The sequence below is a fragment of the Bacillus sp. PK3-067 genome, from assembly GCF_056738645.1.
The window spans coordinates 3,437,988-3,450,941 of sequence record NZ_CP096490.1 but is presented as its reverse complement, the minus strand read 5'-3'; the positions used below and the strand labels follow the sequence as shown (position 1 = coordinate 3,450,941).

Genomic DNA, 12,954 nt, shown 5'->3' with positions numbered 1-12,954 from the left:
GAGAACATATGAAAAAGAAACTTACTATTTTATTTAGCATGATGTGTATTTTAGTATTAGCAGCATGTGGTCAAACGAAAGCTAATGAAGAGGCAACGAAAAAAACGGAAAAAAGTAATGATCCAAAAATTGCTTCAATGTCTATTCATTTAACAAATGATTTACTTGCATTAGGAATTACACCAGTAGGTTCTGTTATTGGTGGAGATTTAAAAGATTTCTTACCGCACGCTAAAGAGAAGTTGAAAGATACGAAGAAGCTTGGTGTTGTAACAGATCCGAATATGGAAGCGTTACTTCAATTAAAGCCAACTGACATTTATGTTGATGAAAAATATGCTGGTAAAGATGTAGCGAAATACGAAAAAATTGCAAAAACACATTCTTTCAATTTAGATGAAGGTACGTGGAGAGAGCATTTAAAACAAGTTGGTAAACTTGTAAACCGTGAGAAAGAAGCAGATAAATATATTCAAGATTACGAAGAGCAATCAAAACGAGTAAAAGGTTTAATAGATAAAGAGCTAGGTAATAACGAAAAAGTAATGGCAATTCGCGTTACTGCAAAAGAATTGCGTGTATTTAGTACGAAAAGACCGATGGGACCAATTTTATTCCAAGACCTAGGGTTACAACCTGCAAATGGTGTAGAGAAAATTGATGGAAACCGTCCTTTCGAAGTCATTTCACAAGAAGTATTACCTGACTTTGATGCAGATGCGATTTTCGTTGTTGTAAATAGAGATGATAAAGCAAAAGCAGCATTTAAACAACTTCAAGAAACACCAATTTGGAAAGACTTAAAAGCAGTTAAAGGCAAGCACGTATACATTATCAATGATCAACCATGGCTTGACTATTCTGCTTTAGGAAACAAAATGGCAATGGATGAAGCGGAGAAAATGTTTACGAAATAATATAGTTTTGCTATTAGGAAAGGCCCTCAAAATTTGGAGGGCTTTTCTGTTATTGTTAGAATAAATAAAAAATTATACAATGAAGTTAATTCAATATGGAGGAGATGTGCCAATGTCAGTGCTTATTGTAAGTATCCCGTTTATGAAACAGTTTATGGAACAAGGGGATAAATAGGCTAAAATAAGTATCCCTGTTATTTAAAAGGGAGAGTTTGAAATGACAATGAATCTTTTTCGAAATAAAACGATTAAATTATCAGCTATGAGAGAAACAGATGCTGAAGTAATGGCTATGTGGCAAGAAGATAGTGAGTATTTAAGAAATGTTGATACAGATGTAGCATTCCCGCAATCTTTAAATGAAATAGCAAGTGATGGGTTATTAAAAGGACGGAGATCGAATAGTGTTTCTTTCATGGTAAGGACAGTTCAAGAAGATCGCTTAATTGGTTTTGTGGCGATTCATGGTATAGAGTGGAATAACAGAACAGGTTTATTAGCCATTGGTATAGGAGATGCGAATGATAGAGGAAAAGGATATGGGAAAGAAGCAATACATCTTATTCTAAAGTATGCTTTCTATGAATTGAATTTACACCGCATCGGTCTCGATGTTATTTCGTATAATAAACCTGCCATTGCATTGTATAAAAAGATGGGTTTTGAAATGGAAGGCTGTATGAGAGAAGCGGTTCAAAGAGATGGGAAGTGTTTTGACCGTATGATTATGGGGATATTGCGGGATGAATGGATAGAGCGGCAAGTTTAGAAAGTACATTCGAAATTATATATGTAGTATGCAGGAGATATAATGGTAATTGGCGAAAATTTACAGTGTGTTGATTGAATTTATAAGGAGTCATGCAAAATGAATTTAGAAAAGGAAAAACCAGTAAATGAAGAGGTCGCCGAATTAAAAGAACTTATTAAAGAGTTACACGGAAGTGTGCACCAACTTCAAAGTGAAGTGCAGCAACTAAGGCACGAAAGACCAGTTGTTGAAGTGAGAAAAGGTGTTCAATTATCACCAACAATTATCGGACAAATTGGTGGTATGATTTTAGGTGGTTTAGCAATTATCGGTATATTTTGGTGATGAAAAAAGGTTTGCAGCACGATGCTGCAAACCTTTTGGATTTGACGATATAATTTCATGCAATACAACTTTTACATTAAATAACGTAAATATATATAAGCATGTGATAACAAGAGTGCAACAATAGTTAATGGTAAACCAATTTTTAAGAAGTCCATATAAGAGAAAGCATGTCCTTCACGTTTTGCAATACCAGCAACGACTACGTTTGCAGATGCTCCGATTAGCGTTCCATTTCCTCCTAAGCAAGCTCCAAGAGATAACGCCCACCATAGTACTTCGATTTGCGGAGAATCGACAGATAGTCCGAGTCCTGTAGCTAAGTCTTGAATAAGAGGAATCATCGTAGCGACAAAAGGGATGTTGTCGATTGTCGCAGATGCGATGCCAGATACCCATAAAATAAGTATAGCTGCGAATCCGATGTCACCGTTTGTTACGCCGATTACTTCTTTTGCAAGTGAAGAGATAAGTCCGATATCAATTAACCCGCCAACGAGAACGAATAGTCCGGCGAAGAAGAAAATGGTTACCCATTCAACGTGGGCAAATACATCTTCAATATCATGTTCTTTCACGCCGATTAACATAAGAAGTGTAGCGCCTGTCATCGCTATAACGGCAGCGTCTACATGAATAATCGAATGAAGTACGAAGCCTAAAATAGTTAGTCCTAAAATCGAAATAGATTTTAAAAGGAGGCTTTGATCCTTAATATAATCTTTTTCATTTAATGCCATTAGTTTTTCGATTTGTTCAGGTGTTGTTTTTAGTTTGTTACGGTACATGAAGTAAATAATGCCAAGTGTCACAATAGAAATAATAATTACGATTGGAGCTAAGTTAAGTAAAAAGGCGTTAAAGTCTAAATGCTTGTTTGCTGATCCAATCATAATATTAGGTGGATCACCGATTAATGTTGCTGTTCCGCCTATATTTGAAAACAGCACTTCTGAAATCAAATAAGGCACAGGATTTACTTTTAAAATACGTGTAATGGATAATGTAACAGGAACGATTAATAAAACAGTCGTTACATTGTCCAAAAATGCTGATCCGACAGCAGTTAATAGGGATAGTAATAATAAAATGCGAATCGGTTTTCCGCCAGCTGCTTTTGCCGCTTTAATGGCCACAAATTCAAAGACGCCTGATTGACTCGTAATATGTACGAGAATCATCATCCCAATTAAAAGGGTAATCGTTTCCCATTGAATATGTGATGTGAAAGCAGTATGTAAATCTACAACTCCAAAAATAATCATAATAGCAGCACCGAATAGTGCGATTACAGCACGATTCAATTTCTCAGAAATAATAAATCCGTACGTGATTAAAAATACGGCAATTGCAAAATAATATTGCCAATTTGCTACTTCATGTGCTGACTGTTCCAATCATGTCACCTTCTTTAAATTATGTATTCAATTTTCGAAATGTATCTCGCTGCAATAATACGGGATAAAATATATTGTAGCAAATTCAAAAAAGAAAGAAAACTATTTAACAAAGTGAAGGAAAAAATGTATTTTTTACATATCATATAAAAAATATAAAAAACACAGTGCAAATTATTAGGAAAAGTGAGCGTTGTCCTCTAATATAGAGATAGCAATTTACATTATTTTTGCGTAAAATGGTTTAAAGAGGTGAATTCCGATGGAAATAGTAAAAGATAGTTCTCTTATTCAAAATGAAATTGAACGTTTTGTAAATAAAGATGTATATATTCATTTAGAAACGACAAACGGAGCGTATGCATCACATATAAATGAAAAGATGATGACAGTTGGTGCTTTCATTCGAAATGCGATTATCCGTTTTGAACGCGGGAAGATAACTGGAACAAATCCATACCGAGTTGGTCTGAAAATGGATCACGGTTGGGTATATGCTGAAGGTATTACGCACTGGGAAGTAGACGATCAAGAGCGTTTATTATTAGCTGGACATGATAATTTAGGTCGTCTAGCAGTTGCACTTGAGTTAAGCTTAACACCATTTAAGTAAGAAGGAGGGAAACTTATGGAGAGACATGTACTTGTTGTATTTCCGCATCCAGATGATGAAGCATATGCTGCGGGAGGAACAATTCGCTTATTAACAGATCAAGGAGTACCTGTAACATATGCATGTGGTACTCTAGGACAAATGGGACGTAACATGGGTAAGAACGTATTCGCTAACCGTGAAACGATTCCACATATCCGTAAGAAAGAATTGAAAGATGCTTGTGAAGCGATGGGTATTAAAGATTTAAGAATGCTTGGCTTCCATGATAAAACGTTAGAATTTGAAGATGTTGATTTCGTTGCTGACAAAATTGAAGCAATCATTCAAGAAGTAAATCCATCTCGAATTATTACATTTTATCCAGAGCACGGTGTACATCCAGATCATAATGCATTTGGCCGTGCTGTCGTTCGCGCTGTATCACGTATGCCAAAAGAAGAGCGCCCAGTTATTCATGCTGTTGCGATTACGAAAAATCGTGAAGCAGTATTAGGAGAACCGGATGTTGTAAATAACATTAGTGAAGTATTTGATCATAAATTAACTGCATTAGGTGCGCACCGTTCACAAACAGAAGCAATGCTTGAAGACACGCATGCAAAAATAAAAAACAAAGATGCAGCAACATTAAAATGGCTGCAACTTGAACAGTTTTGGACTTATAAATGGGAGTAGGCTAGAAGGATATCTTCTAGTTGCTCTTACATAGAAAAAGCGCCGTCACTTGTGATGGCGCTTTTTCTTGTTGAAGACTATATATTTTTTAGGGTGCTTCAAAATTTTTAAATTAACGTGCAGTATAGCCTCCATCAACAAGAAGTGTTGTGCCGTTAACAAAACTAGCATCATCACTTGCTAAAAATAAGACAGCTTTAGCGACTTCTTCTGGTGTTCCAAGTCTGCCTTGTGGATGAAGTGAAGCTAAATATTCTTTCTGTTGAGGATTAACACTACCTAGTAAAGGGGTGTCAATATAACCAGGGCACACCGCGTTAATACGTATTCCATATTTAGCGTAGGCAGTACATAAATTTTGAGTTAATAGTTTCACACCACCTTTTGCAGAGGAGTATGCTGTTGGTGTAGGTAATGAAACAAAACTATGAATCGAACCAGCGTTAACGATGACACCACCTGTACCTTGTTTAAGAAATTGTTCAATCGAATATTTATCAGAAAGGAATACCCCAGACAAATTAATATCAATAGTTCTTTTCCACTTTTCATAGGATAATTCGTTTGCCGGTGCATCATCAGCAACGCCGGCATTGGCATACATAATATCTAATTTACCGTATGTACTTACTGTCTCATGAATTAGCTGTTTAATATCTGCCTCTTTTGTTACATCGGTTTTAATAAATAACGTATTATATCCATGTGCATTCAATTCATCTGATAGTTCTTTTCCACGTTCAGAAAAGTCAGCAATAACTACTTTTGCACCTTCTTCGATAAAAAGACGAACAGTAGATTCGCCAATTCCACTTGCACCACCAGTTATGATTGCTACTTTGTCTTTTAATTTCATATAAACCTCTCCATTCATTAATGAATTTAAGTCGAATTTTTAAATCTTGTTACTAAACTATTAACCTTAAATAGTAAGTAGATAGAAGAAAAAAGCTCGCGTTTACTTAATCGTGAGAGTGCTATTTTTTCTTTAGTGTACTTTTTGATACAGTTATGGACGAAAATATTAATTTGGTCAATTTTATCATTAGATTGAATATTTGGTAAAGAGCTCTCGAACAGAGCGAGTAAGGATGTTGAAAAAGTAAAATAAACATTCAGTATTATTTGTAGGGTAAGGAACAAAGGGGAGAGATGCATAACGAAAACTACTACTCTAGTTAAATAGGAAAAAGCCTTGCAGGGGGGCAAGGCTTTAAACAGGGTATTAAAAATAATTGATTTATTAAGAATAACTTCTTCTTGTGAATAAACTAATTTTAGCATAATAACTCATATATATGTGTTACGAATTTGTGAATAAAAACTCAATGATAAAAGTATGAGTGAAAGGAAATAATGTATATGAGAAGCGTATATTTTGAATTATTTAATAGAATAATATATATTTATATTGATTTAATGATTTTAGTTTGTTAAAAATGGGGAAATCGATATGAAGGTTAAATTTGCCGTAATAAAAGATGAGAATTTTGATTGTAGTTTATTGGAAACAAAATTATTGAAAACTTTTAAAGAAGTAGATTGTGAAGCAGATATTGTAAAGGTTGAGGATGAAATTTTTGAAAACAATGATATACAAACGTATTTATCAGAAATAACCATTCATGTTACTGGAAAAAATATTGGATATAGATCGGTTTCAGCCAGTATATTTATTGTTCTAGAGAGTTTATCAATACAGCTATTTCGTATTCATATTAGTATACTTTAAGCAGTTCAAAAAGTGGCTTCTTCAGAAAATCATACTGATTATATGGAGTTGTAAATATGAAAACAATAGAAATTATCGTAGGTGCTCCCGAATGTTGGATTGCACCTTGTTTGTTGTTAAATAAACAAGGGATTCCTTTTTTAATTTATCTTAACGCTGATTTATATAGAAGATAGGAAACATATGAATAATTCAATTAGATTGTACAAATAATTTGGTACGCGGATGTACGCAATGTATTCACAGGTAAGAGGGTTGTCTCATAATATATATAGATTTTTCTATTAAGATGAACAGAGGGTGTGAATATATGGAAGATGTTTACGCTAAAATTGACAGTCTCAAGGCGGAGCAAAAAGAAATGATGAGAGACATTCGAAATTTAGAAACGCGTACTACTATTAATGAGAAAGATATAGCAACAATCAATAAGCAATTAGAAAAAATAAGTACAAACACTACTTGGATTTTGCGAATTATTATTAGTGCGATAATAATGTCAGTTTTAGGATTGATATTAAAAGGGATGATTTAAAAGAAAGAGGGGAGCTCCCTCTTTCTTTTATGTAAATGAGAAGCTATAAATTTTCCGTTTCCTTTTCATCTGCATACTTATCCTCTAAGGAAATTAATAGAGGAATGGATACAGTTACTAGAATGATTAAAGTAGTTATAAAAGATTTAGAAAGAGAAAAAGAACCTTCAATTAAAGGTGATAAAAACTTGAATGAAAGTATACTTGTTATTAAGGAAATTACTAAAAAGCTCAAAAGAGATATATTTTTATTCTTTATAGATGTCTCTATAAAGTCTTTAACACAGGTTATTACGACAAATATAGTTAATATGATAAGAGAAACAAAATAATGTGTTAAATTCGTCATACTAATAGTAGGATCGTCTATTATGTAAGCAAGTAACTTAGATACTAATATTCCTCCAAACAATAAAATAATAAAAGCAAGTAATCCTTCCGATATATAAGTGCTGAAATTGCCTTTCTTGTTAAAGAGTTTATAGTTTAGAGTAGATTGGGTTATTTGAATTAGGAATAGGGTAATAATCCATACATAATATACAAATGGTAATTCTCCTGAGAATAGAGAAATTAGAAAGTTTACTACTGTCCTTAAAATTTCAATCATTACGAAAGGCCTCCAGTTTGTAAGCTTGTGACATTAAAATATGCTAGTCTATCGTTTAATAATTAAACTTGAGAATTCAAACTATTTCTAATTATTCCATAAAAAGGTGACTGCATCAAGTTATCTTTTTAACAATCCTCCAAGGCCGAGCACTAGTAAAAGAAACGTAGTATGTAATATAATTGAAAAAGTATATTTAAAAATCGATGTTAATATTACCCTCCTATAAGTATTAACATACGTAATTGAGGTGTTTTCTTTGTTGTTTTATGAACGGATTTCTATAATGGCCCCTCCTGTTCCGTAGCTAAGGAAAGTCTTTTTATTTCTGAGATTTTCAAAGTTATAGGAGGGTATGAAAAATGAAAAAAGTCTCAGTACCATCACTTTTGTTAATGATTGTTCTTGTCGCATTTCCGCAAATTAGTGAAACGATTTACACACCGTCGTTACCTGATATTTCAAAGGCGTTACATGTAAGTAATAATGAGGTGCAGTTAACACTTAGTGTGTATTTTGCTGGTTTTGCGTTAGGTGTATTTTTTATTGGGTGGTTATCAGATATAATTGGTCGTCGCCGGGCGATGCTACTTGGAATTGTCGTATATGGCGCTGGGAGTTTCTTATGCTATATTGCAAATTCCATTGAAGTTTTATTGGTAAGTCGTTTTATTCAAGCGTTTGGAGCAAGTGCAGGATCAGTTGTGACGCAAACGATTCTTCGTGAAAGTGTAGAAGGGCATAAGAGGCATGTTATGTTTGCTCAAATCTCGGCAGTCATTGCTTTTACACCAGCGATAGGACCGTTAATTGGTGGCTTTCTTGATCAAATGTTTGGATTTAAAATAGTATTTTTAAGTTTAGTAGTTATGAGTATCGGTATTTTTCTGTATACGTTTGTTTCTCTTCCTGAAACAAAAACGGGCTCAGTAACGAATAAAATAAATGTATTTTCAGTCTTGAAGAGGTTAATTACAAATCCGAAAGTGGTAACATATGGGCTGTTAATTGGAGGAGCAAATGGTGTTTTATTTAGCTATTATGCAGAAGCGCCGTTTATCTTTATTGAATATTTTCAATTATCGCCTAGTATGTATGGATTTCTAGGAATTGTTGTTGCATCTGCTTCTATTGTTGGAGCGAAAATTTCAAAACGTTTACTTGCTACTTATAAACCAGAGAAAATTATATATATCGGTTGTCTCATAATGACAGGAGGAGCTATCCTTTTATCTGTTATTACGTTTGTGGGATCAAATCCGAATGTAATATATATGGTTGTATTTTTAATAGCGATGTTTATATTGCTATTAGGAATTGGAGTAGCATTGCCTAATTGTTTAAGTTTAGCGTTAGTAGATTTTCAAGATGTCATTGGTACAGCTGGAGCGTTGTTTAGCTTAGGATACTATGTAATTGTAACGATGACAATTTGGGGAATGAGTCAATTGCATACGGGCTCGTTACTGGTGATGCCACTTTATTTTCTAGTTATTGTAGTTATAATGGCAGTGTTTACTAGGATATTTATCTTTGGTAAGCAAACTTCGAAATCGATTTAAATATGAAATTGTAAAAGAGTCTCATTTTTTAATGAGACTCTTTTATATTTTATGAAAGTAATTATAGGTATGAATATGTAATTAATGTTAAAATATAACAAAATTGTATAGTTATAGTTTTTGGGAGGGGGAAATATGTTAATGAATCTAGTATGCACGCTACTAATCATTTCCGGACTTACTATCGTTGCAAGAAAAACTTTCATTGTAAACCACTATCTTTGTAATTTAATGGCATTCTTTTGTGCTTATATGACAATATCCTCTTATATGTTAAATCAACTTTCATTAGTGAAAACAATAGTTGTACTTGTTTTGTTGTTTATAGCTTTAGTTCTCGTATACTCACATTTCGATATTAGAGGACTAGCTTTTAACGATTATACAGTATTTAATCTATCTTCTAGCCGGGTGAATATGTTAGTGAAAGAAGGGTTAATTGAAGCAAATATAGAATTTACTGTGGAGAAAAATAATATATATTTATCAGGTTCTCCTGTTAAAATTCGAATATTGAATAGACCACTACATACAACTAATATTTTATTTAAAAAATGTCCAGATGATATGAAGGGGAAAATTAAAGATATTATTGAGGAAAAGATAAAAATTGAAGAGAAGAGTTTTCCACTTTCGGGTGTATTGTTGATTGTTTTAGGTGGATTAATATTTTTCATAAAATAGTAGTATTATGAAATGTTTTTGCGATAAGATTTGAATTTTTAATTAAAATGAGGTGAATTGTATGCAGAACTTAGTAAACGGTCTAAACGTTAAAGCAACTTCACAAGAAGATTTACTACAAATTTTCAATTTATGTAAGATTTATGATCAAGCTATTTATGGGGAAATTGATACAACGGTAGAGGATATAACTAATTCATGGAAAGGTATTGATGTTAGTAAAAGCTCTTATGTTGTTATGAATGGAGAAGAAATAATCGCTTATGGAATTTTGACAGGGAATGAAGGGCAGTTTCCATCTGCTGTACTTATTCATCCTAATTATATGAATCAAGGCATTGAACAAGTAATATGGTCAAAGCTTGAAGGGCGTGCTACGGATCTTGTTAGTAACTCATCTTGCTTGAATGGCACGATTGTAACACAAGCAAATAATTCCTATGAGGAAAAAATATTAGGGGAATCCGGGTTTATTCCAACTCGTATTTGGTGGGGAATGGGGATTGAATTAAAGAAAAATATTCCATCAGCAATCTGGCCAAATGGTGTTACAGTGCGACATTACATACCTGGTGTAGATGATGAGAGATTACATCAAGCTTTTAATGAAGCCTTCGCAGACCACTGGAATTCGAAATCTTCTACGTTAGAAGAGTTTTTACAGCGTACAGAAAGAGAGGGATTTCATCCTACATTATGGTCATTAGCGATGGTTGAGGGTGAAGTAGTTGGTTTTGTCTTTAGTAAAAAGGGTGCTGACAATAAAGCAGAAATTACTCACTTAGGTGTAAGGCGTTCTAAGCGGAAACAAGGATTGGGATTAGCACTGTTACATCATGCATTCGGTCAATTATACGAAGAAGGGATTTCAAAAGTGCATTTAAATGTAGATTCTGAAAATATTACAGGTGCACCTCGCGTATATGAAGCAGCTGGAATGGAAGTACAGAGTAAATTTGTTCGTTTTGATAAGGAAGTCTGTGCGAAGGATGTATATGGTATGTAATTTTACTGATATATTATATTTTGGGGTGAGATGTTAATGGAGCGTTCAGAAACCACGAAAATAAAGTTTGAAAATGTTAGTAGAAATGGAAATGACGTTATCAGATATAGATATTAAAGTACATGCAGTATGAAACCGAGGAAGATATACTTTCCTCGGTTATTTATATTGTAATAATATTCATGCTGGAATCATATTGAATATATGTATTTTATTGTTAATTTAGTTAAAAATTAATCAGACTTATGTATAATGATTTATTGAAAAAATAATTGAATTTTTCAGATTAATGAATTAATATAAGGTAAGTAATTTTAAGATTTATAGAATATTGGAAGATGAAAGGTTTTGAGAATTTTATTAGGAGCGCAAAACGATTTTAGGATAGCTTTAAAGCTAGTGTAAAATGACGTTTGCTTCATCATTTTCAGGGCCGAAAGGAATTAGGGGAAAGCATCTTGTGTTAAAATGCGGCTATGAATCATCTAAGAGGGGGAAGTGAAGTGGCAAACAAAGAATTGAAAAGAGGTTTAGAAGCACGTCATATTCAAATGATTGCTTTAGGCGGAACGATTGGTGTTGGTTTGTTTATGGGGTCAGCCAGCACAATTAAATGGACAGGTCCGTCAGTAATGCTTGCTTATGCCATTGCAGGTATTTTTATCTTCTTCATCATGCGTGCCATGGGAGAAATGTTGTATATGGAGCCAAGTACAGGCTCATTTGCGACGTTCGGTCATAAGTATATTCACCCGTTAGCTGGTTATATGACAGCGTGGAGTAACTGGTTCCAGTGGGTTATCGTTGGGATGTCAGAAATTATCGCGGTTGGAGCATATATGCAATATTGGTTCCCGGATTTACCAGCTTGGATACCAGGTATAATCGCAATGGTTATTCTTGGTGCAGCTAACTTAATTTCAGTTAAGTCATTTGGTGAATTTGAATTTTGGTTTGCGATGATTAAAATCGTTACGATTCTATTAATGATTATTGCGGGATTTGGCCTTATTTTCTTTGGAATTGGTAACGGCGGAGAAGCGATTGGCATATCTAATCTTTGGTCAAATGGCGGTTTCTTTACAGGTGGTTTCTCAGGATTCTTCTTTGCATTATCACTTGTAGTTGGTGCATACCAAGGTGTGGAATTAATCGGTATTACTGCTGGTGAAGCGAAGGATCCAAAGAAGACACTTACAAGAGCGATTCAAAGTACAATTTGGCGTATTTTAATTTTCTACATCGGTGCTATTTTCGTTATTGTAACTGTGTATCCGTGGGATCAATTAAGTACAATTGGTAGCCCGTTCGTAGCAACTTTTGCGAAGGTTGGTATTACGGCAGCAGCTGGACTTATTAACTTTGTTGTTATTACAGCAGCAATGTCTGGTTGTAATAGTGGTATTTATAGTGCTGGTCGTATGCTTTATACGTTAGGTGTAAATGGACAAGCACCGAAATATTTTACGAAACTTTCTGGAAATGGTGTACCTTTATTTGGTACAGTTGGCGTAATTATCGGTCTGGCGGTTGGTGTTGTTTTAAGTTACATCGCACCGAAAAATTTATTCGTATATGTATATAGTGCGAGTGTACTTCCTGGTATGGTACCATGGTTTGTCATTTTAATTAGTCAAATTAATTTTAGAAAAGAAAAGGGAGCAGAGATGAAAGATCATCCATTCAAAATGCCATTTGCTCCTGTAACAAACTATTTAACGATTGCCTTTTTAATTATGGTATTAATCGGAATGTGGTTTAACGATGATACTCGTATTTCATTAGTTGTAGGTATTATTTTCTTAGCTATCGTTACAATTAGTTTCTATGCTTTCGGAATAGGAAAGCGAGCTCCGTTAGACGTTCAAAATAATAAAGAGATTTCAAGTAAATAAAGAAAAGGCTGTTCATCTGGAACAGCCTTTTCTTATTGTTGCTATTTGTCGATAAATCGATATACCTTGACGAATCGTTGATATAATTTGATTTATGATAGATATATTTGAAAAATCGTTGATATATTGTACGTTATGATAGATATATTCGAAAAATCGTTAATATAGTTTCACATACTATCTGTCACTATCATGATTAAAATCTCTCTAATACGATTTTCCCAATGGT

The 12,954-nt window shown here is 33.7% G+C and carries 14 protein-coding genes; 11 read left to right on the top strand and 3 right to left on the bottom strand.

Translation table 11 applies throughout. The features are described from left to right. Positions 1-8 precede the first annotated feature (8 nt). The 3 genes from M1D73_RS17760 to M1D73_RS17750 all read left to right on the top strand — a co-directional run bounded on the left by M1D73_RS17760 (position 9) and on the right by M1D73_RS17750 (position 2,013). Positions 9-917, top strand: coding sequence for an iron-hydroxamate ABC transporter substrate-binding protein (locus M1D73_RS17760; protein ID WP_000728218.1), 909 nt, complete (start codon positions 9-11; stop codon positions 915-917). A 217-nt stretch (positions 918-1,134) separates the two neighbouring features. Continuing rightward, positions 1,135-1,686, top strand: a complete 552-nt coding sequence (locus tag M1D73_RS17755) for a GNAT family N-acetyltransferase (RefSeq protein ID WP_016123097.1) — start codon at positions 1,135-1,137, stop codon at positions 1,684-1,686. 99 nt (positions 1,687-1,785) lie between these two features. Further along, entirely contained in the window at positions 1,786-2,013 is a 228-nt protein-coding gene (locus tag M1D73_RS17750) for a coiled-coil domain-containing protein (protein ID WP_001047311.1), read from the top strand. Positions 2,014-2,084: 71 nt separating this feature from the next. On the opposite strand, the gene M1D73_RS17745 is transcribed toward M1D73_RS17750, so the two are convergent. Beyond that, positions 2,085-3,410 carry an ArsB/NhaD family transporter gene (locus M1D73_RS17745; protein WP_000437988.1) on the bottom strand — a complete coding sequence of 442 codons (1,326 nt, stop codon included), beginning with the start codon at positions 3,408-3,410 and terminating at the stop codon, positions 2,085-2,087. A gap of 262 nt (positions 3,411-3,672) precedes the next feature. Between M1D73_RS17745 and M1D73_RS17740 the strand changes: the two genes are divergently transcribed. Together M1D73_RS17740 and bshB2 are read left to right on the top strand one after the other, a co-directional pair. Continuing rightward, complete coding sequence (locus M1D73_RS17740) at positions 3,673-4,023, top strand: YojF family protein (RefSeq protein ID WP_000407045.1); 351 nt, start codon at positions 3,673-3,675, stop codon at positions 4,021-4,023. Positions 4,024-4,038: 15 nt separating this feature from the next. After that, entirely contained in the window at positions 4,039-4,701 is a 663-nt protein-coding gene (gene bshB2, locus M1D73_RS17735; protein WP_000439483.1) for a bacillithiol biosynthesis deacetylase BshB2, read from the top strand. A gap of 112 nt (positions 4,702-4,813) precedes the next feature. On the opposite strand, the gene M1D73_RS17730 is transcribed toward bshB2, so the two are convergent. Continuing rightward, the gene (locus tag M1D73_RS17730) at positions 4,814-5,557 is read right to left on the bottom strand and encodes an SDR family NAD(P)-dependent oxidoreductase (RefSeq protein WP_000768018.1); all 744 of its coding nucleotides are present in this window, start codon (positions 5,555-5,557) and stop codon (positions 4,814-4,816) included. Positions 5,558-6,154: 597 nt separating this feature from the next. Between M1D73_RS17730 and M1D73_RS17725 the strand changes: the two genes are divergently transcribed. Together M1D73_RS17725 and M1D73_RS17720 are read left to right on the top strand one after the other, a co-directional pair. Further along, on the top strand, positions 6,155-6,433 hold the full coding sequence (locus M1D73_RS17725) for a hypothetical protein (RefSeq protein WP_000865005.1): 279 nt from the start codon (positions 6,155-6,157) through the stop codon (positions 6,431-6,433). A gap of 310 nt (positions 6,434-6,743) precedes the next feature. Continuing rightward, on the top strand, positions 6,744-6,968 hold the full coding sequence (locus tag M1D73_RS17720; protein ID WP_000390469.1) for a hemolysin XhlA family protein: 225 nt from the start codon (positions 6,744-6,746) through the stop codon (positions 6,966-6,968). Positions 6,969-7,011: 43 nt separating this feature from the next. On the opposite strand, the gene M1D73_RS17715 is transcribed toward M1D73_RS17720, so the two are convergent. Then, positions 7,012-7,578: a DUF5823 family protein gene (locus tag M1D73_RS17715; RefSeq protein WP_000570046.1), complete on the bottom strand. Its 567-nt coding sequence runs from the start codon at positions 7,576-7,578 to the stop codon at positions 7,012-7,014. Between the two features lie 362 nt (positions 7,579-7,940). On the opposite strand from M1D73_RS17715, the gene M1D73_RS17710 reads away from it, so the two are divergent. The 4 genes from M1D73_RS17710 (at position 7,941) to M1D73_RS17695 (ending at position 12,725) form a co-directional block, all read left to right on the top strand. Beyond that, entirely contained in the window at positions 7,941-9,140 is a 1,200-nt protein-coding gene (locus tag M1D73_RS17710; protein ID WP_121868225.1) for a multidrug effflux MFS transporter, read from the top strand. A gap of 135 nt (positions 9,141-9,275) precedes the next feature. Beyond that, positions 9,276-9,824 (top strand): hypothetical protein, encoded by a 549-nt coding sequence (locus tag M1D73_RS17705; RefSeq protein WP_071741096.1) that lies wholly within the window; start codon positions 9,276-9,278, stop codon positions 9,822-9,824. 61 nt (positions 9,825-9,885) lie between these two features. Next, positions 9,886-10,830, top strand: a complete 945-nt coding sequence (locus M1D73_RS17700) for a GNAT family N-acetyltransferase (protein WP_071741097.1) — start codon at positions 9,886-9,888, stop codon at positions 10,828-10,830. A 503-nt stretch (positions 10,831-11,333) separates the two neighbouring features. Further along, the gene (locus tag M1D73_RS17695) at positions 11,334-12,725 is read left to right on the top strand and encodes an amino acid permease (protein ID WP_001284404.1); all 1,392 of its coding nucleotides are present in this window, start codon (positions 11,334-11,336) and stop codon (positions 12,723-12,725) included. Positions 12,726-12,954: the final 229 nt, after the last annotated feature.

Bases quoted from the DNA above. Each gene is read 5' to 3' on its own strand.
- M1D73_RS17720 (WP_000390469.1), top strand. From the start codon at position 6,744: ATGGAAGATGTTTACGCTAAAATTGACAGTCTCAAGGCGGAGCAAAAA.
- M1D73_RS17755 (WP_016123097.1), top strand. From the start codon at position 1,135: ATGACAATGAATCTTTTTCGAAATAAAACGATTAAATTATCAGCTATG.
- M1D73_RS17705 (WP_071741096.1), top strand. From the start codon at position 9,276: ATGTTAATGAATCTAGTATGCACGCTACTAATCATTTCCGGACTTACT.
- M1D73_RS17760 (WP_000728218.1), top strand. From the start codon at position 9: ATGAAAAAGAAACTTACTATTTTATTTAGCATGATGTGTATTTTAGTA.
- M1D73_RS17715 (WP_000570046.1), bottom strand. From the start codon at position 7,578: ATGATTGAAATTTTAAGGACAGTAGTAAACTTTCTAATTTCTCTATTC.
- M1D73_RS17740 (WP_000407045.1), top strand. From the start codon at position 3,673: ATGGAAATAGTAAAAGATAGTTCTCTTATTCAAAATGAAATTGAACGT.
- M1D73_RS17710 (WP_121868225.1), top strand. From the start codon at position 7,941: ATGAAAAAAGTCTCAGTACCATCACTTTTGTTAATGATTGTTCTTGTC.
- M1D73_RS17730 (WP_000768018.1), bottom strand. From the start codon at position 5,557: ATGAAATTAAAAGACAAAGTAGCAATCATAACTGGTGGTGCAAGTGGA.
- bshB2 (WP_000439483.1), top strand. From the start codon at position 4,039: ATGGAGAGACATGTACTTGTTGTATTTCCGCATCCAGATGATGAAGCA.
- M1D73_RS17725 (WP_000865005.1), top strand. From the start codon at position 6,155: ATGAAGGTTAAATTTGCCGTAATAAAAGATGAGAATTTTGATTGTAGT.
- M1D73_RS17750 (WP_001047311.1), top strand. From the start codon at position 1,786: ATGAATTTAGAAAAGGAAAAACCAGTAAATGAAGAGGTCGCCGAATTA.
- M1D73_RS17700 (WP_071741097.1), top strand. From the start codon at position 9,886: ATGCAGAACTTAGTAAACGGTCTAAACGTTAAAGCAACTTCACAAGAA.